Consider the following 20,412-nt stretch of genomic DNA (forward strand, 5'->3'; position numbering starts at 1 on the left):
GGTACGTTTCGAGCACCAGACTATCCATCCTCACGCCGCCGAGTTCCGCTGTTCACCCGGGCCGGGCACGGGGATGCCTTCGTCCATGTACTGGTTGAGCTTGTTGCGCAGGGTGCGGATCGAGATGCCGAGGATGTTGGCGGCGTGGGTGCGGTTGCCGAGCACGTGATCGAGCGTGTCGAGGATGAGGTCGCGCTCGACGTCGGCGACGGTGCGGCCGACCATGGAGCGGGCGATGGTCTCGGCGGTCTGCGCGGCCTGGGCGGCGAGCGACGCGGTGGCGACCACCTCGGAGAGGCCCGTGCCGTCGGGCATGGCGATGGCATCGGGGCCGATGACCTCGCCACCGGAAAGCAGCACCGCGCGATGGAGCGTGTTCTCGAGTTCACGCACGTTGCCCGGCCACGGGGCCTTGAGCAGAGCGGCGCGGGCCTCCTCGGAGAGGGTGCGCTGGCCGAGGCCGTTCGCCTTGGCATACTTCTCGACGAAGTGGTCGGAGAGGGCGGCGACGTCGGCCGGGCGTTCGCGCAGCGACGGGAGCTTCAGGTTCACGACGTTGAGCCGGAACAGCAGGTCTTCGCGGAAGCTGCCCTCTTTCACCGCCTCGGCGAGGTTACGGTTCGAGGTGGCGATGATGCGGATATCCACCGGCACGGGCTTGGTGCCGCCGACGCGGTCGATGAGGCGTTCCTGGATGGCGCGGAGGAGCTTGGCCTGCAGCCGCACGTCCATCTCGCTGATTTCATCGAGCAGCAGCGTGCCGCCCGAGGCTTCCTCGAACTTGCCGATACGGCGGGCGATGGCGCCGGTGAAGGCGCCCTTCTCGTGGCCGAACAGTTCGCTCTCGAGCAGCGCCTCGGGGATGGCGGCGCAGTTGATCGAGATGAACGGGCGCGAGGCGCGCTTGGAACGGGAGTGGAGGTACTTGGCCATCACCTCCTTGCCGGTGCCGCTCTCGCCGGTGATCAGCACAGAGGCGTCGGACGGGGCGACCTGGTCGGCGAGCTTCACCACGCGAGACATGGCCGGGTCGCGATAGAGGAAGTCGGTCGACTCGCGGGCAACGGCGGCGATCACCGCGGCGATCAGCTCGGCGTCGGGGGGCAGGGGGATGTATTCCTTGGCGCCGGCGCGGATGGCGTTCACGGCCGCCGCGGCGTTGCTCTCGGTGCCGCAGGCGACCACGGGAATGACGAAGCGCTCGGCCTCGAGCCCGGCGATCAGCCCGGCAATGTCCATCATCACATCGACCAGCATCAGGTCGGCGCCGCGCCCGGCGCGGAGCGAGGCGAGCGCGATCTCGATGGAGGGAGCGTGGGCAACCTTGGCGCCGCCATCCATGGCGAGCTTGGTGGCGGTGGTGAGCTGGCCTTCGAGGGCGCCGACGATCAGTAGCCGCATGGTGCGCTCCTACGCTGCCTTGATAATTTCAGTCATGGTGACGCCGAGCCGGTTCTCGACGAGGATGATCTCGCCGCGCGCGACCAGTCGGTCGTTGACGTAGATCTCGACGGCTTCGCCCACCTGGCGATCGAGCTCGACGACGCTGCCGACATCCATCTTGAGCAGGTTGGCAACGGGGACCTTGGCGCGCCCGAGGACGACCGAGATGCGGACGGGGACGTCGAAGACCGCTTCGAGGTCGGCGGCCGTCTTCTCGCCGGCGGCCATCTGGCCGTCGCGGCCCGGGGCCGTCATTTCCTCGAACTCGACCCCGGGGTTAATGCCGCCGGTGCTCATTGTTCGGTCTCCTGGTTGCGGATGCCGCGGGCGGCAAAGTATTCGGCGATCTTCAAGTCGATCTCGGTGCTGAGTTTGCGGATGTCGCGAACCACCCCGCCATCGGCCCATTCGATGCGCGCATCGCCGATGGCGACATCGGGGTCGCCGAGGACGACGAGGCGGCCGGTGAAGCCGGAAGTGGTCATCTTGCCGGTGGCGATATCGCGCACGGCGTCGGCAAGCATGGGCTCGCAGCGGATGACGAGATGGGGCACGCCGTCGAGCGTCGCCATGCACTCGGCAACCAGGGTCTCGATCTCGACGGTCGGTTCGCGGGCGATGAGGCCGCCGGCAAGCTTGCGCGCAATCGAGAGCGAGAGCTCCACGCCGTCGGCGACGGCCTGCTTGCGGGCATCGTCCATGGCGGCGGCCATGGCGGCGACGCGCGATCCGAGAGCTTCGGCTGCGGCGGCCTGGGCCTTGGCGGCATTGGCGAGGGCGGTGCGCTCACCTTCGGCCCTGCCGGCGGCGACGCCTTCGGCGCGCGCGGCGGCCAGCAGCTCGACCATGGCGGTCTCGGGGACCATCGAGTGGCTGTCCTCGTTGCGGCCGAGGTCGAGGTCGAAGGTGAAACGGGCGGGAGAGGCGGTCATCAGCCGATCATCTCCTCATCGGCCTTGCCCTTGGTGATGACGATCTCGCCCCGGGCGGCGAGGTCCTTGGCGGTGGCGACCATGCGGCCCTGCGCCTCGTCCACGTCCTTGAGGCGCACCGGGCCCATGGCCTGCATGTCTTCCTTGAGCATCTTGCCGGCGCGAGCCGACATGTTGGCGAAGAACACGTCCTTGACCATGTCGTTGGCGCCCTTGAGCGCAAGCGCCAGCTCCTTCTTGTCGAGCTTCTGGACCAGGGTCTGGATGGCGCCGGCTTCGAGGCGGGCCAGGTCCTCGAAGGTGAACATCAGGGCCTTGATGCGATCGGAGCCGTCGCGGTCGCGGTCCTCGAGCGTCGTCAGGAAGCGTGCTTCGGTCTGGCGGTCGAAGGCGTTGAAGATCTCGGCCATCTGCTCGTGGCTGTCGCGGCGCTTGGTGGTCGAGAGCGTCGACATGAACTCGGTGCGCAGCGTCGTCTCGATCTTCTCGAGGATTTCCTTCTGCACCGGGTCGAGCGCCAGCATGCGCTGGACCACTTCCATCGCCAGCTCCTCGGGCAGCGAGGCCAGCACCTTGGCGGCGTGGTCGGTGGCGAGCTTGGAGAGGACGACGGCGATGGTCTGCGGGTACTCGTTCTTGAGGTAGCTCGCGAGCACGTCTTCCTGAACGTTCGAGAGCTTCTCCCACATGTTGCGGCCGGCCGGCCCGCGGATCTCCTCCATGATGGAATCGACCCGGTCCGCCGGCAGGAACGAGAGCAGCAGGCGCTCGGTGGTATCGGTGTTGCCCGAGAGCGAGCCGTTCGAAGAGATCGTTGTCACGAACTCGATGAACAGTGTGTCGAGCATCTCCTGGGTGATGGGGCCGAGCTTGACCATGGCGCGGGAGAGCTGGCGGATCTCCATCTCGTCCAGCTCCTCGAGGATCGGCTTGCCGAAATCCGGACCGAGCGCCAGCAGCAGGACGGCGGCCTTCTCGTCGCCCTTGAGGGTGCGCTGCTTGGCATCGGCGCCGACCACCAGCTGGGTGGTGAGCGCCTGTTGAGTATCGTTTTGTGCGAGGGAGTTGGGGGGCATCTAGTTCATCCTCACGCGGCGCTGGCGAGCCAGTCGCGCACGATCAGCGCGGCCTGCTTGGGATGCTCTTCGACGAGGTTGCCGACGGTGCGAAGCGTGTTGGCCTGGGTTTCACCCATCGACTTGGCGTTCTTCATCCAGGCGGGGTCGCGCGGCGTGCTGGGGCCGTCCTCGTCCTCGAACTCGCCGTTGAGGCTGGGAAGCGATGAGGGGGAGCCATCGGGGCCGAAGCCGCCGGCGCCGGGAATGGCGCCAAGCTCGGCGCTCGGCGGCAGGGCCAGGGTCTTGGGCTCGGGCGCCAGCACGCGCTTCAGCAGCGGACGCAGCACGAAGAAGACCAGCGCCAGCGCGATCAGCAGCGTAACCGCCATCTCGGCGCCGTTCATCAGGTCGTCGCGGGTGAAGTCGAAGAGGCCGGCTTCCGCGGTGCCCACGGCCGCGAGCTCCGGGCGATCGGCGAACTGCAGGTTCGCGACTTCCACCTGGTCGCCGCGGCCTTCGCTGTAGCCGGAGGCCGACTTCACCAGCGCGATGATCTGGTCGATCTCGGCCTGCGAGCGCGGCGTGTAGGTGGAGGTGCCGCTGGCGTCGGCAACATAGGTGCCATCGACCACGACCGCGATCGAGAGCCGCTTGATGCCGCCGGCTTCGGTCATCTCGGTCTGGGTGACCTTGGAGATTTCGAAGTTCGTCGTCTCTTCGGTGGTGGTCGAGTCTTCGGCGGCGCCGCTGGCCGAGCCGGTATTGGTCGAGGCGCCGGGAAGCTCGTTCGAGACGCTGACCTGGCCGCTGTTGCCGTTGGTGGACGAGTTGGCGAGGTCGCGCGTCTGGGTCGAGCGGACGACCTGGCTGTTCGGGTCGAACGTCTCCGACGTCTTGCTCAACCGGTTGAGGTCGAGCTCGGCGTTCACCTGCACGCGGGCGCGGCCGGGTCCAACGACATTGGCGAGCAGGTCCTCGAGGCGGGCGCGGAGGCGATTCTCGAGATTGAGCGTGCGCTCCTCGGTCTCGCCGGCGATCATGTCTTCCGCGCCGTTCCCGGCGCCGGAGGCGAGGAGGCGACCGGTGTCGTCGACCACCGATACGCGCGAGGGGGTCAGTCCTTCGATGGCGGACGCGGCGAGGTGCTGGATGGCCCGAATCTCTCCGGCGCTCAGTTCGCCGCGGACGGAGAGGACGATCGAAGCCGTGGGGTCCTTCTGCTCGCGGCTGAACAGGGCCCGCTCGGGCAGCACGAGGTGGACACGGGCGCTCTTGATGCGGGCGAGGGATGAGATGGTGCGGGCGAGCTCGCCCTCGAGCGCGCGGACGTTATTGATGTTCTGAACGAAGCTCGTCGCGCCCAGTGTCGACTGCTGGTCGAAGATCTCGTAGCCGACCTGGCCGCGGGTGGGCAGGCCGTCCTGGGCGAGCGACATGCGAATCGTGGTGATCTGGTCGCGCGGCACCAGTATGGTGTCGCCCTCACCACGGATTTCGTAGGTGACGTTCTGGGTCTGCAGCTCGCTGACGATTGCCGCCGAGTCCTCGAAGGACAGCCCTGAGTAGAGCGGCGCCAGCGGAGGGGTCGAAGCGCGCATGATGAGGAAGGCGAAAAAGCCCAGCATCACCACAGCGATCACGCCCATGGCGGCGACCCGCGCCAAACCAAGGCGGTTGAAGAACGTTACCAACCCGTCCACGCGGGATCACCCCTACCTAGTCGTGGGTGCGCGTGAACGCACCGAGCCCATAGGCAAAAATTACCGACCTGATGGTAAACAAGGCGTTAACTCGGTATCGCAAAATGCGAAAAGCGGCAGGGTTTGCCCAGTGACAGTTAAGGAGAAGTGAGTATGGGGGACCTTCGAATCCTGGGACGGGTTACGTCGATCAACATGCGCAAGGTGTTGTGGACGGCGGACCTTATCGGCACCGAGTACGTGACGGAGCTCTGGGGGCTGCCCCACCGCGACCCGCATGAGCCGGAATACCTGGCGCTCAACCCCAATGCGCTGGTGCCCGTCATCATCGACGACGGGTTCGTCCTGTGGGAGAGCAACGCCATCATGCGTTATCTCGCCGACACGCGGCGAAGCGGGCTCTGGCCGGTCGGCGCCAAGGAGCGGGCACTGGTCGACCAGTGGCTGACCTGGCAGGTGGCCGAACTCAATGCGCAATGGGGCTATGCCGTGCAGGCGCTGATGCGCCGCAACCCCGCCTTCACCGACGAGGGGCGGATCGCCGAGTCGATCAGGAAGTGGACGGCGGCGATGCAGATTCTCGAGAACCAGTTGATCAAGGGCGGCGGATATGTCGCCAACCACCGGATGAGCATCGCGGACCTCGCGGTGGCCCTATCGGCGCACCGCTGGTTTTCGACCCCGTTCGAGCACCCGGACTTTCCGGCGATCAGGGACCACTACGAAAAGCTGAAGGCGACGCCCGAAGGGCAGAAGTACATGAGCGCGGAAACGCCGTAGCCGCCAAGCTCGCGGGTTGTCGCCCCGGCGGAAAGCACCGCACTCGCCACTCCATCCACCGTCATCCCCGGGCTTGACCCGGGGACCCAGCGATCTCTCAGCGCACTCCGCCGCTCATCACCGGGCACCGATCGCGAAAAGCCCGCCCAAAGCAACAAGCCCGCCGCGGCCTTGCCGGGCGGGCTCGAAACTCATGGGCGAAGGGCTCAGCCTTCGCGGTAGTGCTGAATCCAGGTCGTACGGAGCCCGGCAAGGCCATGCTTGTCGATGGCGGCCTGCCAATTGAGGAACTCGTCGACGGACAGCGTATAACGTTGACAGGCCTCCTCGAGGCTCAGCAGCCCTCCGCGAACGGCGGCGACGACCTCAGCCTTGCGGCGGATGACCCAGCGGCGGGTGTCCTTGGGGGGTAGGTCCGCAATCGTCAACGGACTCCCATCCGGACCGATTACGTACTTTACACGGGGACGCATTTGGACGGTCATTGTACTCACTTACTCAACCTGACCACGCCGCAGAAGCTACCGGATCGCGCTTAAAATTCGCCTAAGGCATTACTTAAAATGCGTTAAGAGCGGATGCCCTGTGGATATGCGGTCGCTTGTGAAGTCGAGGTAGGCGAGAGGTAGTTCCTGCGCAAGATTTGGTCGCAAGTTGTATCGAATGTGACGGGTCGGGGTGCCAGTCGACTGTTGAAAGGGGCTCTGCATGGCCAAGGACTTTCCCGCGCTGAACGCGCACCACCGCGACTTCATCGGCCGCCAGCATTTCTTCTTCACCGCGACGGCGGCGGCGGGCGCGCGCATCAATATCTCGCCGCGCTCGACTGACCTGTTTCGGGTCATGGGCGACAATTCGGCCTGCTACCTCGATCGCACCGGGAGCGGCAACGAGACCGCGGCGCACCTCAAGGCGGACGGTCGGATGACGATCATGTTCTGTGCCGTTGACGGGCCGCCGCTGATCCTGAGGCTCTACGGACGCGGGCGGATTATCCCGCGGGGTGGCGAAGAATATGCGCGCCTGCTGGCCGAGCAGTTCGCCGGCACCGAGCCGCTCGGCGCACGGCAGATCACCTGGCTCGACTTCGACCTGGTGAAGACCTCATGCGGCTACGGTGTGCCGCTGATGGACTATGTCGGGGAGCGTGACACCATGGATCGCTGGGCCGAGGCCAAGGGGCCGCAGGGGATCGTCGACTACTGGGCCGAAAAGAACATGGTCAGCCAGGATGGGCTGCCGACGGGGTTCGGGGAGTAGGGGCCGGTCTCCTCCCTTCTGGGAGGTTCTTCTCCTTCTGGAGAAACTGACCAGCGACCGAGAACGGGCTAGGCCGGCGTCTCGGCCGGTTTGTCGTCCGCCGCCGTCTTGGCGCGTACCGAAAGGATGGCCGACATGTTGATGCGGGCGCCGCCGACGATGAGCACCGGTTCGGATCCCGTAAAATCGATGCCGGTGACTTCGCCGGTCATCTCGGTGGCGACGCCGACCAGCTTGCCGGTCGCGGTGTCGCGCGCCTCGATGCTGACAGTATAGCTGCCGTCGGGCTTCTCCTTGCCGTCATTGCCGATGCCGTCCCAGGTGAAGACGCTCTCGCCCTTATTCACCGTGCCGGTCTTGGTGTAGACGACGTTGCCCTTGGCATCCTTCACCGTGGCGACGATGTCGGCCTTGCTGTCGACGGCGAAGTGCCAGGTCGCCTTGCCGTCCACCAGCTCGGCCTTCGTGCCGGACGCGGTGACGATCTTGCCGACGTAGCTCACGGCCTGCGAGTTGTTGGCGGTCTGGGTCGAGGTCATCATGGCCTCGAGGAATTCGTTCGTCTTGAGCTGCTGCTCGACGCCGGTGAACTGCACCAGCTGCTGGGTGAACTGGTTGGTATCGAGCGGATCGAGCGGGTTCTGGTTCCTGAGCTGCGTGGTGAGCAGTTGCAGGAACGTGTCGAAGTTCTGCGCGATGGTCTGGCGGCTCGTCGAGGCGGCGCTACCGCCAGGGGAACCGACTCCGGAAACGGCCATCTTTGTCTCCTCTGGGCGGGATCAGGAAAAGTTGCAGACTTTTCCGGTTCGATCCCGCGACAAGCAAAAAGCTAGGGCAGCACGCCCTAGACGAACAGGTTGACGCCGCCGGCCGAAGCCGTGCCGCGGTAGGTGGATGTAGCGATCTCGGATGCCAGGGGCTCTTCGCCGCCCAGGCCGGAGCCGTTGCCGGCAAAGCCCGGCTGCTGGCCTTGGCCCTCGCCCATGCCACCCTGGCCGGCGAAGGGGTTCTGGCGCAGCGAGAACTCGAGGTTGGTCTTGCTGGCATCGAGGCCCGCCTGCTGCAGGGCCTGCTGCAGGGCGCGCTGGTCGCGCTGCATGAGATCGAGCGTTTCGGGGCGTTCGACTGTCATGCGCGCGTTGACCGTGCCGGACTTGTCGACCTCGAGCTTCACGTCGATACGGCCAAGATCGGGCGGATCGAGCCTGATCTGGAACCGCGAGTTGCCGGCCTCGAACTGGCGCACGACCTCGAAGGCCACCTGCGGCAGGTTCACCTGCTGGAGCGGCGTCTGGTAGGCGGCATGGACAGTACGGGCGGCTTGCACCGCGGCGGGCTGGGTCGGCTGGGCGGCGGTGCTCGAAGCATCTGCGGCAGTCGACTGCGGTGTCGAAGCCTGAGCGGGCGCCGGGGCGGGCTTGGCTTCGGCCGTGTCCGGCTTCTCCGGTCGGGCCGTGGTCGACGCCGCGACGGGGCGGGCGATCTCGGGCTCGGTGGCTTCGAGCTTGGGCGCCGGATCCGACACGGCGGGAGCGGCGGCAACCGGCTCATCCTTTTTCGCCGGGGCAATGACGGCCTGGGGCAGTTCGAGCGACGGCGCAGCAAAGGTCTTGGCTTCCACCGTCTTGGTGGCGGTGGGCTTCGGCGCAGCGAGGGCCTCGAGGATCCGCCCGAGCTCAGGCTCGGCTCCGGCATCATCGAGCCCGAGGGCGGTTACGAGTTCGTCTGGCAGGGTGCCCGACTTCAGCGTCTCGGCCAGCGCGTCGAGCTTCTTGGCGAGCTCGGGGTCCTGGGCAGCCAGCTTTTCGCTGAGCTTGCCGATGTAGAGCCCCATCTGACGCAGGGCCGGCGGCGCCTCATCGAGCGTCGTCGCACCCTTGGCCGGCGCCGGCGCAGCGGCGGTGCCCGGGGGTTCCTCGGCAGCGGCCGGATCGACACCGGCCACGAGCCTGGCGAACTCGGCGGGTATCTCGGGCAGATCGGCGGCTGGCGCAGGCGGCGCCGGCTGGGGCGCAGTCGCGGCGGCCTCTGGCCGATCAGTGGTTGGCGAAGCAGCGGTCGGCGGTGCCGGTGCGGGCGGCGGGGCTTCCGTTACACTCGGCAGCACGCCCTCGCCGCTCGCGAGCGCGCTGATGCGCGGGTCGACGCTGGGCGGCGGGCTGACGGTGCCGAGGTAGATGGCGAGGGCGTCCATCGCCTCGTTGAGCTTTTTCTCCAGCGCCGGGTCGACGGGCTGGCCGGACTCGACCGCATCGCTCAGCGCAACGAGAGCGTCCCCGAGGTCCTTGAGCAGCGACTTGCCCTGCGTCTTCTGCAGGTCCTTGAGCTGGGTGCCGACGGCCGTCGATGCTTCTGCCGAGTTCTCGGCATCATCGACCTCGTCCGGCTGGCCGTCCTTCTCGGGTTCCTTGGCAGGGGAGGTGGCTTCCGCTGCAAGGGTCTGGATCAATGCGCCGAACTCGACCGAGGTGATCTTGTCGGTTGCGGCCTCGTCCGGCGTCTGGCCGGGAGCGAGCATGGCGAGGAGCGCTGCGAAGAGACCCTCGGATGCCCCCTCATCGGCGGCAGCCGTCGTCCCTCCGGTAACCAGACCGGGAGTAGTCGCAGGTGCAAATCCGACCGTAACCGTCACGAACGCCTCGCGGGACACAATGCTCCAGCCAGAGCAATGCAAGGCGCGTGCCGGATGGAAGAGTTATGTATTTCAATCGGTTAAAGCTGGATCAGCGCCGACCGGATCGGCAAAGCCTGCGCGGGGCGGCAAAATGTGCCCAGCAGCCTGTCGCTTGCTCCCGCGGCCGTTCCCTCTTATACCGCGCCGCATCCGTCGGACCTTGAACCCTTCTGGATGAGAGATATGGACCTGAATTCGCTTGATCTGCCCAAGCGTCCCGAGGACACGCGCGTCGTCGTCGCGATGTCGGGGGGCGTCGATAGCTCCGTAGTCGCCGGGCTGCTGGCCCGCCAGGGCTACGATGTCGTGGGCGTCACCCTCCAGCTTTACGACCACGGCGAAGCGACGCACCGCAAGGGCGCGTGCTGCGCCGGGCAGGATATCCATGACGCGCGGCGGGTGGCGCAGGCGCTTGATATCCCGCACTACGTGCTCGACTACGAAGAGCGCTTCAAGAACTCGGTGATGAAGCCGTTCGCCAACGCCTACCGGCAGGGCGAGACGCCGGTGCCGTGCATCGCGTGCAACCAGAGCGTCAAGTTCGTCGACCTGATGGAAGTCGCCAAGGACCTCGGCGCCGACGTGCTGGCGACCGGTCACTATGTGCAGAGCAAGCTCGTCGACGGCCGCCGCCGGCTGTTCCGGCCGGTCGATGACAGCCGCGACCAGAGCTATTTCCTCTTCGCCACGACGCAGGATCAGCTCGACTTCCTGCGCTTCCCGCTCGGTGGCATGACCAAGCCGGCGGTACGCGAACTCGCCCGCGAGTTCGGGCTCGAGGTCGCCGAAAAGCACGACAGCCAGGACATCTGCTTCGTGCCGCAGGGCAAGTACACGGACGTGATCCGCAAGATGCACCCCGAGGCGCTCGAGAAGGGCGAGATCGTCCATCTCGACGGGCGCGTGCTCGGGCAGCATGACGGGATCATCAACTACACGATCGGCCAGCGTAAGGGTCTCGGCGTCGCCGCGGGCGAGCCGCTCTACGTGGTCAAGCTCGACCACCGCACGGGCCGGGTCATCGTCGGCCCGCGCGAAGCGCTCATGACCAGGACGGTGCGCCTCCGGGACGTGAACTGGCTCGGCGATCGCGCGCTGGAGTCGCTTGCCTCGGGCAACGGCATGCCGGTCGAAGTGAAGGTCCGTTCGACCCGGCCGCCGCAGGCCGGCGCCGTGCACATGGAAGATGGGCAGGTTTTCGTGACTTTGTTCGCGGGCGAATATGGAATTTCACCAGGCCAAGCCTGCGTGTTCTATGCCGATCCAACGGACACGACCGAGGTCCTGGGCGGCGGCTTCATCGCCGAAGCCGTGCCAAGGGCGCTGGTGGCGTAGCCTCAGTTCCCGGCCGGCGCCGGCTCGGCCGGTGCCTCTGTCCCGGCCTTGGCGGCCTGCGTAGCCTCCTTCAGCTCCTGGTAGTTCGTGAGACCACCGAACAGGGCGGAGATGAAGTAAACCACGAGCAATCCGCCAAGAACCAGCAGCACGACGCGGCTCGAGTTGAGCTTCCAGGGGCTCTGAGGCTTGTTCGCGTCTTCGCTCATGGCGGTGGGGTACGCCTTGCGCGGGCCCGGTGCAAGGCGGAGGGTTGTCGCGGGGCCTTCGCGAAAAAGTGCACCGCCAACCCAAGGATCAGCTGGCGTTCATCGTCTCACTTCTAGAGTGCCGCGCGAAAGCTCCTGAAGGTGCTGAGATCCTTGACGTCTGAGTTCATCGACACCGGGGTGATGGATGCCCCAACCGCCGACGAGGCGCTGATCGCTCGCGCGGTTGGCGGCGATCGCGTTGCCTTTGGCGAACTGATCGAGCGGCACTACGACTTCGTCTTCCGCACCGCCTGCAAATGGTGCGGCAAGGTGTCGGACGCCGAGGACGTGGCGCAGGAGGTCTGCATCAAGCTTGCCTCGACGCTGCGGAGCTTCGATGGTCGCTCGGCGTTCACCAGCTGGCTCTACCGCATCACGCTCAATGCGGTGCGCGACATGCAGCGGGCGCGTACCAGGCACGGGCGTCGCCTCGACCGCTATGCCGAGGTGGCGCCGGACGAATACCTGCCCGAGCAGGAAGATGCCGCCGCAAGCCGCGAACTGTGGGAGGCGGTCCGCCGCCTGCCCGAGCAACAGCGCGACGCGGTGCTGCTGATCTACTCCGAGGGGATGAGCCACGCCGAGGCCGGCGCGGTCATGGGCTGCAAGGAGGCAACCGTTTCGTGGCACGTCCACGAGGCCAGGAAGACGCTGAGGGGGCTCCTATGAGCAACCACATGAACGACAAGCTCAATTCCCTGCGCGGCGCGCCGACGCCCGGCCCATCCGAGGCGGCGCGACGCCGTGCGCTCGATGCGGCAATGCTCGCGTTCGATGCCGAGCAGGAGAAGACCAGGAATCCTGCCCAAGGAAATCCGTTGATCGAACGTCTCAGGTCCATTCTCGCCAATGCGAAAGGGATCTGGACCATGGACAACCGCCTCTCCTACGGCCTCGGCACTGCGGCCGTTGCACTGCTGCTTCTGCCGCTCGGCTACCAGCTCTACACGTCGACGGCGATCACGCCCATGGGCGTGCCGCCGGTGGTGGTCAGCACCACTGACGCGGACAGGCCGGTGGCACAGCCCGAGCCGGCGCCGTTGGAAATCGGTCGTGCCGACGAGCTGAAGAAAGAAGCGGCCGGCAACGCGGCTGCCGCGACCGCTGCGCAGGAAGTTCCGGCAGCTGTCGGGGCCGATGCCAGCACTTCAAACCTTGCGGCAGCCATGCCGGAAGGCGAGGCCGACCTTGCGCTGCGCGACGAAGCTGCACCGCAGAGCAGCATGGCCATGGATGCTTCACCGCCAATGGTGGCGCCGGCGCCGATGGCCGAGATGCGGATGGCAGCTCCCAAGCAGATGGCCGCGCCCGGCGTGTTGCAGGTCGAGTCGTTCGCCTCGACCCCAGCTCCGATGACGAGGCAGGAAAGGATCGTGGTCCTGCCCACTGAGCCGAGCGGCGACGCGTTCACCGGGTTCACGGAGTCGCCGGTCAAGGTGGTGAAGACCGATCCGGTCTCAACCTTCTCGATCGACGTCGACACGGCCTCCTACGGCTATGTGCGGCGCTCGCTGACCGAGGGCTGGGTGCCGGAGCCCGATACGGTGCGGCTCGAGGAGCTGATTAACTACTTCGACTACAACTACCCGCTGCCGACCGACGCTGCGGCGCCGTTCAAGCCGACATTCTCGGTGTATCCGACGCCGTGGAACGGCAAGACGCAGATCGTCCAGATCGGCATCAAGGGCTACGTCCCGCCGGTCACCGAAGACAAGGCGTCGAACCTCGTGTTCCTGATCGACACCTCTGGGTCGATGGACGAGCCGGACAAGCTGCCGCTGCTGAAGCGGGCGTTTGCTCTCCTGGTCGAGCAGCTCGGCGCCAACGACACGATCTCGATCGTTGCCTATGCCGGCTCGGCCGGCGTGGTGCTGGAGCCGACCAAGGGCAGCGAGAAGGCCAAGATCCTTGGGGCGCTCGAGAACCTATCGGCGGGCGGCTCGACTGCGGGCGCGGAGGGGATCGAGCTCGCGTATCGGCTGGCCGAGCAGAGCAAGGTGTCCGGCGGCGTCAACCGGGTGATCCTCGCGACCGACGGCGATTTCAATGTCGGCATCGACGATCCGGAAGACCTCAAGACCTTCATCAAGGGCAAGCGCGACACCGGCGTGTTCCTGTCGGTGCTCGGCTTCGGCCAGGGGAACCTGGGCGACGACACGATGCAGGCGCTGGCGCAGAACGGTAACGGCAATGCCAGTTACATCGACAGCTTCAAGGAAGCGCAGAAGGTGCTGGTCGAGGATGCCGGTGGCACGCTCGAAACCATTGCCAAGGACGTGAAGATCCAGGTCGAGTTCAACCCGGCGGTGGTCAGCGAGTACCGGCTGATCGGCTACGAAACACGGGCGCTGAACCGCGAGGACTTCAACAACGACAAGGTCGATGCCGGCGAGATCGGGGCCGGGACTACGGTCACCGCGCTCTACGAGATCACCCCAGTCGGCTCGGGCGCCGAGTTCAGTGACCCGCTGCGCTACGAACAGGGTGGAACGGCCGGTGCCGCGGCCGTGCCCGCCAGTACAGGCGAGATCGGCTATCTCAAGCTACGCTACAAGTTGCCCGAGGGTGACAGCTCAACGCTGGTCGAGCAGCCGATCGGCCGGGACCTCGCGGTGACTGACCTCGGCCAGGTCTCGGACGACTACCGCTTCGCCGCCGCGGTCGCCGCCTTCGGGCAGAAGCTCAAGGGCTCGAACTATGGCGAGATGAGCTGGAACGACATCCGCACCCTTGCCCAGGGTGCTCGCGGTGCCGACGAAAAGGGCTACCGGGCCGAGTTCATGCAGTTGGTGGACATGGCCAAGGTCCTCGCGCCGGATGACCGGCAGTAACAAGCGTTGGCCGTCAGCCAGGGTGGTTTGTGAGCAGCGAGGTCGCACCGCCACAACTTCGCAGTTGTGGCGGTGCATGGATGACTAGGCCAACGGCTTCAGGCCTGCCTCGATTTCGGTCCGACGACCTTCGAGGAAGGGCGGGAGCGCGAGACGTTCGCCCAGGGTCTCGAGGGGCTCGTCGGCGGTGAAGCCTGGGCCGTCCGTGGCGATCTCGAACAGGATCCCGTTCGGCTCGCGGAAGTAGAGCGACTTGAAGTAGAAGCGCTCGACCTCGCCGGAACTGCGGATGCCGAACTCGGCAGTGCGCTTCACCCACTCGTCGAATTCGCCCTTGTTGGGGGTGCGGAAGGCGACATGGTGGACGCCGCCGGCGCCCTGGCGGGCCATCGGCAGGTCGGGGTTCACCTCGACATGAAGCTCGGACGGTGCGCCACCGGGGCCCATTTCGAAGACGTGGATCTCGCCGCTCTTCTCACGCGCCGGGTAGGAGCGGACCTCGCGCATGTTCATGACGCGGGTCAGCACCGGCTCGGTGCGGCGCAGGTCGGGGACAGCCAGGGTGATAGGGCCGAGGCCAAGAATCTGGCGTTGGGCGGGGATGGGGCTCTGGTCCCAGGGATGGCCGTCGGCTGCCTTGGGGTCGGCAACGAGGCGGAAGCGCTGGCCTTCGAAGTCCTCGAAGTCGAGCGACAGGTGGCCGGCACGTTCCTTGATGTTGCCCGACGCGATGTCCTGCTCGGCCAAATGCTCCTTCCACCACTGGAGATCGGATTCGGAGCGGACGCGCAGGCCAGTGCGGGAGACCTCGTGATTGCCGCGCTTGGCCGGGGCTGCGGGCCAATCGAAGAAGGTCAGGTCAGCGCCCGGGGAGGCGACCGCGTCGCCATAGAACAGGTGATAGGCGCTGACGTCGTCCTGGTTCACCGTCTTCTTGATGAGCCGTAGGCCCAGGGTACGGGTGTAGAAATCGACATTGCGCTGCGCCTGCGCCGTGATGGCGGTGAGGTGGTGGATGCCGGTGAGCTCGAGGGTCATCGTGACCTCCCTGGGTTGATCGTTGCCCATACTTAGTCGCCACGGGCGGCGGAACAGAGCCCCGCGGAGCATGACGCGCCGTCAACGCAGAGTGAACAATCGTCGTTCCAATGGGAGGCACAAACGAAAATGGGGCACCTCGAGTGCCCCATCCGGTATTCACTGGGTCCGTATCGGACCGCTTTTGCAGGACCGATCAGTCCTTGGCGCGCTCGACGTAGCTGCCGTCTTCGGTCATCACGACGACGCGGGTGCCGACACCGATGTGCGGCGGGACCATGGTCTTGACGCCGTTGTTGAGCGTCGCGGGCTTAAACGAGGAAGAGGCGGTCTGGCCCTTCACCACCGGCTCGGTATCGACGATCTCGAGGGTGACGCGCTGGGGCAGTTCGATCGACAGGGCGACGCCTTCGAAGGTACGGATGTAGACTTCCATACCGTCGACGAGATAGGCGGCCTGGTCGCCGATGACGTCGTCCCGTACGGCGATCTGCTCGTAGGTGGTGGGCTCCATGAAGTGGAAGCCTTCGCCGTCGTGGTAGAGGAACTGGTAGGCGCGCTCGTCGACGTCGGCCTTCTCGACCATCTCGACCGTACGCCAGCTGGCGGCGACTTTCACGCCATCCGAGATGCGGCGCATGTCGACCTTGGTCACCGAGTTGCCCTTGCCGGGATGGATATTTTCGGCGACCAGCACGATGTAGAGCTTGCCGTCGTCGTGCTCCACAACGTTGCCCTTGCGCAGCGACGAGGCGATGACCTTGACCATTAGTTCTTCCTTGTTCAACGGTTGGCGAGGGCCTAGAGAGCGGCAGCAAAAGGCCGGGCCGAACGCGCTAATCTGATGTATCGGTGCCGCCGATACCCTAATTCCGCGAAAACCGCCAGTCCCGAGCCGAAAGACGCGCCTTGCCCGCTCCCTCATCAGTCCCGCCGGTCTCCCCGTGGTGGACGCCCTCGGTGCATGCCGACCGGCGCCCGGTGCTGCTGGCGCGCAACCGGATCGAACTGGCGGTACGCAAGTACCTGGCCGAACGGGATTTTCTGATGGTCGATCCGCCGGGATTGCAGCGCAGCCCGGGCAACGAAACCCACCTCCATGCCTTTGCCACGACGGCCATCGGCAATGACGGGGTGGGTGAGACGCTCTATCTCCATACCTCGCCGGAATTCTCGATGAAGAAGCTCCTGGCGGCGGGGGAGCGGCGGATCGCGAGCCTCGGGCATGTCTGGCGGAATCGGGAGCGGAGTGCGCTGCACCATCCCGAGTTCACGATGCTGGAGTGGTATCGGGCGGGGGAGCCGTATGACGCGGTGATCGCCGACTGCGTGGCGCTGCTGCGGATCGCGGCGGAGACGGCCGGGGTGACGGCGCTGCGGTTCCGGGGGCGGGAGTGCGATCCGTTTGCGGAGCCGGAGCGGCTGGGAGTTGTCGAGGCATTTCAACGGTTTGCGGGGATCGACCTGTTCGCGACGATGGATGCGGATGGGGTGACCGACGCGGAGGCTCTGGCTGCCGAGATGCGGCGGGTGGGGCTGGAGGTGCCGCGGGAGTACACCTGGTCGTACCTGTTCAGCCGCGTGCTAGTGGAAAAAGTCGAGCCAAATCTGGGGCTTGGGCGGGTGACGGTGCTGGATAGGTATCCGGCGGCGGAGGCCGCACTTGCTCGTCGCACGGCGGGCGACCGGCGGCTGGCGGAGCGGTTCGAGCTCTATGCGTGCGGGGTGGAACTGGCGAACGGGTTCGGCGAACTCACGGATGCGCCCGAGCAGCGGCGGCGGTTTGCCGATGAGATGAACGAGAAACAGCGGCTTTATGGCGAGCGTTATCCGATCGATGAAGAGTTGCTGGCAGCGCTGCCGCTGATGGATGACACCAGTGGTGTGGCACTCGGGTTTGACCGGCTGGTAATGCTGGCGGTCGGCGCACGGCGGATAGAAGACGTGCTGTGGGTGCCGGTGGTCGGAGGCGACAGATGAAGCAGGATCGCGCGATACGGACGGCCAAGGAGCTGGTGTCAGCGGGGCTGCTGGATGCCGGGCGGCTTGATGATGCCGAGGCGGTAGCCAAGCAGTATGCCATTGCCATCACGCCGACGGTGGCGGGGCTGATCGATCGGGAGGATCCGGCTGATCCGATTGCGCGGCAGTTCGTGCCGGACCTGGCTGAGCTGGCGACGACGCCGGAGGAGCGGGCGGACCCGATCGGGGATCAGACTCACTCGCCGGTTGAGGGTATCGTCCACCGTTATCCCGACAGAGTTCTGCTCAAAGCAGTGCATGTTTGCCCGGTGTATTGCCGCTTCTGTTTCCGGCGCGAGATGGTGGGGCCGGAGGGGCTCGGGACGCTGTCGCCGGAGGCGATGGACAGGGCTATCGGCTACATCGAGACGCATCCCGAGATCTGGGAAGTGATCCTCACGGGCGGCGATCCCCTGGTGCTGTCGGCGCGGCGGCTTGCCGAGATGATGGCGCGGCTCGCGCATATCCCGCATGTGAAGATCGTGCGCTTCCACACGCGTGTGCCGGTGGTCGAGCCGGAGCGGGTGGACGACAAGCTGATCGCGGCGCTGAAGGCGAGCGGCAAGACGACGTACCTCGCGCTCCACGCCAACCACCCGCGTGAGCTCACGGAGGCGGCCCGCGCTGCCTGCGGGCGGCTGGCGGATGCGGGCGTCGTGCTGCTGAGCCAGTCGGTGCTGCTGCGTGGCATCAACGACGATGCCGATGTGCTCGCGGCGCTGATGCGCGGGTTCGTCGAGGCGCGGGTGAAGCCCTACTACCTGCACCATCCCGATCTGGCTCCGGGGACGGCGCATTTCCGGCTCTCGATCGCCGAAGGGCAGGCGCTGGTCGCGGCGCTGCGTGGGCGGGTGTCGGGGCTGTGCCAGCCGACCTATGTGCTCGATATCCCGGGTGGCTACGGCAAGGCGCCGATCGCTGCGAGCAATGCCGAGGCGACCGGTGAGGGGACCTACGCAGTGTCGGACTGGCAGGGCGGGGTGCACCAGTATCCACCGGCCGGGAGCAACGAGGCGCCATGAGCGACAAACGCTGGCCATTCCCGTGGCCCGAGGACAGCATCGCACACTACACGGCCTATCGGGTGCCCGAGCCGCCGGCGATCGACGGCAGGCTCGACGAGGCAGCCTGGGGGCTGGCGCCGCGTTCGCCGCGGTTTGTCGACCTGATCACCGGCAAGCCGACGGTGCACGACACGCGGGCTGCGGTGCTGTGGGACGACACCCATCTCTATGTCGGGTTCTGGGTGGAGGAGCCGTTCGTCGAGGCGAAGCTGACCGAGCGGGACTCGCTGATCTGGAGCGAGAACGACATCGAGGTATTCGTCGCGGGCGCCGACGCCTATTACGAGCTCGAGCTCAATGCGCTGGGGACGATCTACGAGGCCCTGTTCGTGTGGGAAGACGCCTACGAGCGGGCCGGCTTCAGCAAGGCGCCGGAGTTTTCACGAACGGCGCCGGGGGCAAAGCCGTGGAACGGGGTGGGGTTCGACAAGCACCCGCGCGGGCCGCGGCTGGGGCTGTTCAACTGGGATATGCCGGGGCTGCGGGCTGCCGCTGCCGTAGACGGGACGATCAACGACAATGCCGACCGCGACCGCGGCTGGACGGCCGAGATCGCCATTCCGTGGGCCAGCATGGGGTGGCTTGCGACCGACGGACGGGCGCTGCCGCCGCGCGACGGCGACACCTGGCGGATGGATTTCTCGCGCTTCAACACCTATCGCGGGGCAAAGCCCGCCGAGGATTCCGGCGGCTGGGCGTGGAGCGCGCACGGGGTGTGGGATTCGCACGTGCCCGAGCTGTTCCCGCATGTGCATTTTTCGACGAAGGTGGTCGGCGGGGAGGGGTAGGGCCGCACACGTCTACGTCGGTGGATATGTCGGGAGCAGCGCTCGGCAACCCACTCGATGTCATCCCAGCGAAAGCTCGGACCCATCTATCCGCTGGTGCGGGCTGGGAGTTGGGTCCCAGCTTTCGCTGGGATGACATCCGGTGGCGTGGTGTGCTCCGGTTATCCCCTGACGCCGCTCAGTTCCCCCAATAGTTCGGGTCGAGCAGCTTGCCGTGGGCCCAGGCTTCGATCAGGGCGCCGGCGATGGCGCCGGGGCGGGGGCGGTTGATATCGGGGTGGGTGCCAGCGAGGATATCGAGCACTTCGGCACGGCTGACCCAGCGGGCGTCGGAGAGTTCGACCGGATCGATGGTGATGGCTTCACTCAAGGCATCGCCCTGGCAGCCGAACATCAGCGACATCGGGAACGGCCAGGGCTGCGAGGAGACATAGCGCACCGGGCCGACCTTGATGGCGCTCTCCTCCAGCGTCTCGCGGCGGACGGCGGCCTCGATGGTCTCGCCCGGTTCGACGAAGCCGGCGAGCAGCGAATACATGCGCTCGGGCCAGCTCGGGCTGCGGCCGAGCAGCAGCAGGTCGCCGCGGGTGATGGCCATGATCACCACGGGGTCGGTGCGGGGGAAATGCTGGGTGCCGCATTGCGGGCACTTGCGGACCCAGCCGCTGCTCTCGACGCCACTCGGCGCGCCGCAATTGGCGCAGAAGCGGTGGGTGGAGTGCCAGCTGATCAGTGCGCGACCGGTGGCGACGGTCTCGCCCTCCAGCCGCGTCAGCGTCGGCATCAGGCCGCGGATCTCCATGAACTTCATGTCCGGGAAGCCGGGGTGGATCTGCTGGGTCTGGTCGATGAACTGACCGATGGTGGTGGCGTCCTCGGGCGGCGACCAGAGCGGCAGGTCGGCCGCAAAGCGTGGGCCGTCGGGGGTCAGGCCGACGAAGAGCGGCGCTTCGCGGCTATCGGAGAGGGCGGGGTGATCGAGCGGCACGGCGGCGGGGCGGCCATCGGCATCGGCGAGGAGCTTGCCGCGCCAGAGCACCAGCGTACGGGCCCGGGCGTCATCACGCGCCTCGGTGGTGGTGCGCAGGTGCGCGACGCGATCGAGCTCGCCCGGCTTGAATGCAAATGAGTAGTCCACGACCCGCCCCTCCAGATGGTCGGGAGGGTGTAGGGGGATGCGGGGCGAGCCGCAAGCGGGTGCCGTGTCAGAAATTCCACTTCATACCCGTGCTGATG

The 20,412-nt window shown here is 66.5% G+C and carries 20 protein-coding genes; 8 read left to right on the plus strand and 12 right to left on the minus strand.

The genetic code is table 11. From position 1 onward, the window contains the following. Positions 1-30 precede the first annotated feature (30 nt). Genes flbD through fliF form a run of 5 tightly spaced genes read right to left on the minus strand, consistent with a single transcriptional unit; the run spans position 31 to position 5,133 of the window. Positions 31-1,401 (minus strand): sigma-54-dependent transcriptional regulator FlbD, encoded by a 1,371-nt coding sequence (gene flbD, locus PRN20_RS15890; protein ID WP_273958523.1) that lies wholly within the window; start codon positions 1,399-1,401, stop codon positions 31-33. Positions 1,402-1,410: 9 nt separating this feature from the next. After that, positions 1,411-1,698: a flagellar motor switch protein FliN gene (gene fliN / locus PRN20_RS15895; RefSeq protein WP_273959036.1), complete on the minus strand. Its 288-nt coding sequence runs from the start codon at positions 1,696-1,698 to the stop codon at positions 1,411-1,413. 38 nt (positions 1,699-1,736) lie between these two features. Then, entirely contained in the window at positions 1,737-2,375 is a 639-nt protein-coding gene (locus PRN20_RS15900; protein ID WP_273958524.1) for a FliH/SctL family protein, read from the minus strand. Further along, complete coding sequence (gene fliG, locus PRN20_RS15905) at positions 2,375-3,451, minus strand: flagellar motor switch protein FliG (RefSeq protein WP_273958525.1); 1,077 nt, start codon at positions 3,449-3,451, stop codon at positions 2,375-2,377. Before fliG ends, PRN20_RS15900 begins: the two co-directional genes overlap by 1 nt. Positions 3,452-3,462: 11 nt before the next feature. Further along, complete coding sequence (gene fliF, locus PRN20_RS15910; protein WP_273958526.1) at positions 3,463-5,133, minus strand: flagellar basal-body MS-ring/collar protein FliF; 1,671 nt, start codon at positions 5,131-5,133, stop codon at positions 3,463-3,465. A gap of 153 nt (positions 5,134-5,286) precedes the next feature. On the opposite strand from fliF, the gene PRN20_RS15915 reads away from it, so the two are divergent. After that, the gene (locus tag PRN20_RS15915) at positions 5,287-5,913 is read left to right on the plus strand and encodes a glutathione S-transferase family protein (protein WP_273958527.1); all 627 of its coding nucleotides are present in this window, start codon (positions 5,287-5,289) and stop codon (positions 5,911-5,913) included. A 206-nt stretch (positions 5,914-6,119) separates the two neighbouring features. Here the strand turns inward: PRN20_RS15915 and sciP are convergent, their stop codons facing one another. Beyond that, positions 6,120-6,398, minus strand: a complete 279-nt coding sequence (sciP, locus tag PRN20_RS15920; RefSeq protein ID WP_055046067.1) for a CtrA inhibitor SciP — start codon at positions 6,396-6,398, stop codon at positions 6,120-6,122. A 223-nt stretch (positions 6,399-6,621) separates the two neighbouring features. Here sciP and PRN20_RS15925 point away from each other — a divergent pair, with 223 nt between their 5' ends. Next, a complete protein-coding gene (locus PRN20_RS15925; protein WP_273958528.1) occupies positions 6,622-7,173 on the plus strand; it encodes a pyridoxamine 5'-phosphate oxidase family protein in 552 nt (183 codons plus the stop codon). Positions 7,174-7,241: 68 nt separating this feature from the next. On the opposite strand, the gene PRN20_RS15930 is transcribed toward PRN20_RS15925, so the two are convergent. Continuing rightward, positions 7,242-7,931 carry a flagellar hook assembly protein FlgD gene (locus PRN20_RS15930; protein WP_273958529.1) on the minus strand — a complete coding sequence of 230 codons (690 nt, stop codon included), beginning with the start codon at positions 7,929-7,931 and terminating at the stop codon, positions 7,242-7,244. Between the two features lie 86 nt (positions 7,932-8,017). Further along, positions 8,018-9,805, minus strand: coding sequence for a flagellar hook-length control protein FliK (locus PRN20_RS15935; RefSeq protein ID WP_273958530.1), 1,788 nt, complete (start codon positions 9,803-9,805; stop codon positions 8,018-8,020). Positions 9,806-10,030: 225 nt separating this feature from the next. Here PRN20_RS15935 and mnmA point away from each other — a divergent pair, with 225 nt between their 5' ends. Further along, a complete protein-coding gene (mnmA, locus tag PRN20_RS15940; protein ID WP_273958531.1) occupies positions 10,031-11,182 on the plus strand; it encodes a tRNA 2-thiouridine(34) synthase MnmA in 1,152 nt (383 codons plus the stop codon). A 2-nt stretch (positions 11,183-11,184) separates the two neighbouring features. Here the strand turns inward: mnmA and PRN20_RS15945 are convergent, their stop codons facing one another. Then, positions 11,185-11,391, minus strand: a complete 207-nt coding sequence (locus PRN20_RS15945; protein WP_273958532.1) for a hypothetical protein — start codon at positions 11,389-11,391, stop codon at positions 11,185-11,187. Between the two features lie 183 nt (positions 11,392-11,574). Here PRN20_RS15945 and PRN20_RS15950 point away from each other — a divergent pair, with 183 nt between their 5' ends. Both PRN20_RS15950 and PRN20_RS15955 read left to right on the plus strand, forming a co-directional pair. Beyond that, positions 11,575-12,102: an RNA polymerase sigma factor gene (locus tag PRN20_RS15950; protein WP_273959037.1), complete on the plus strand. Its 528-nt coding sequence runs from the start codon at positions 11,575-11,577 to the stop codon at positions 12,100-12,102. Continuing rightward, positions 12,099-14,264, plus strand: coding sequence for a vWA domain-containing protein (locus PRN20_RS15955; protein WP_273958533.1), 2,166 nt, complete (start codon positions 12,099-12,101; stop codon positions 14,262-14,264). The genes PRN20_RS15950 and PRN20_RS15955 overlap by 4 nt, the downstream gene beginning before the upstream one ends. 84 nt (positions 14,265-14,348) lie before the next feature. Here the strand turns inward: PRN20_RS15955 and PRN20_RS15960 are convergent, their stop codons facing one another. Together PRN20_RS15960 and efp are read right to left on the minus strand one after the other, a co-directional pair. After that, positions 14,349-15,302, minus strand: a complete 954-nt coding sequence (locus PRN20_RS15960) for a ring-cleaving dioxygenase (RefSeq protein WP_273958534.1) — start codon at positions 15,300-15,302, stop codon at positions 14,349-14,351. Between the two features lie 196 nt (positions 15,303-15,498). Next, a complete protein-coding gene (gene efp, locus PRN20_RS15965; RefSeq protein ID WP_273958535.1) occupies positions 15,499-16,071 on the minus strand; it encodes an elongation factor P in 573 nt (190 codons plus the stop codon). A gap of 191 nt (positions 16,072-16,262) precedes the next feature. On the opposite strand from efp, the gene epmA reads away from it, so the two are divergent. Genes epmA through PRN20_RS15980 form a run of 3 tightly spaced genes read left to right on the plus strand, consistent with a single transcriptional unit; the run spans position 16,263 to position 19,176 of the window. Beyond that, positions 16,263-17,282 (plus strand): EF-P lysine aminoacylase EpmA, encoded by a 1,020-nt coding sequence (gene epmA, locus PRN20_RS15970; protein ID WP_443112575.1) that lies wholly within the window; start codon positions 16,263-16,265, stop codon positions 17,280-17,282. Continuing rightward, a complete protein-coding gene (locus tag PRN20_RS15975) occupies positions 17,279-18,346 on the plus strand; it encodes a lysine-2,3-aminomutase-like protein (protein WP_273958537.1) in 1,068 nt (355 codons plus the stop codon). Before epmA ends, PRN20_RS15975 begins: the two co-directional genes overlap by 4 nt. Next, on the plus strand, positions 18,343-19,176 hold the full coding sequence (locus tag PRN20_RS15980; protein ID WP_273958538.1) for a carbohydrate-binding family 9-like protein: 834 nt from the start codon (positions 18,343-18,345) through the stop codon (positions 19,174-19,176). Before PRN20_RS15975 ends, PRN20_RS15980 begins: the two co-directional genes overlap by 4 nt. 178 nt (positions 19,177-19,354) lie before the next feature. On the opposite strand, the gene nudC is transcribed toward PRN20_RS15980, so the two are convergent. Beyond that, positions 19,355-20,314: an NAD(+) diphosphatase gene (gene nudC / locus PRN20_RS15985; protein WP_273958539.1), complete on the minus strand. Its 960-nt coding sequence runs from the start codon at positions 20,312-20,314 to the stop codon at positions 19,355-19,357. Between the last annotated feature and the right edge of the window lie 98 nt (positions 20,315-20,412).

The organism is Devosia sp. ZB163 (assembly GCF_028613635.1).
Lineage (GTDB): Bacteria > Pseudomonadota > Alphaproteobacteria > Rhizobiales > Devosiaceae > Devosia_A.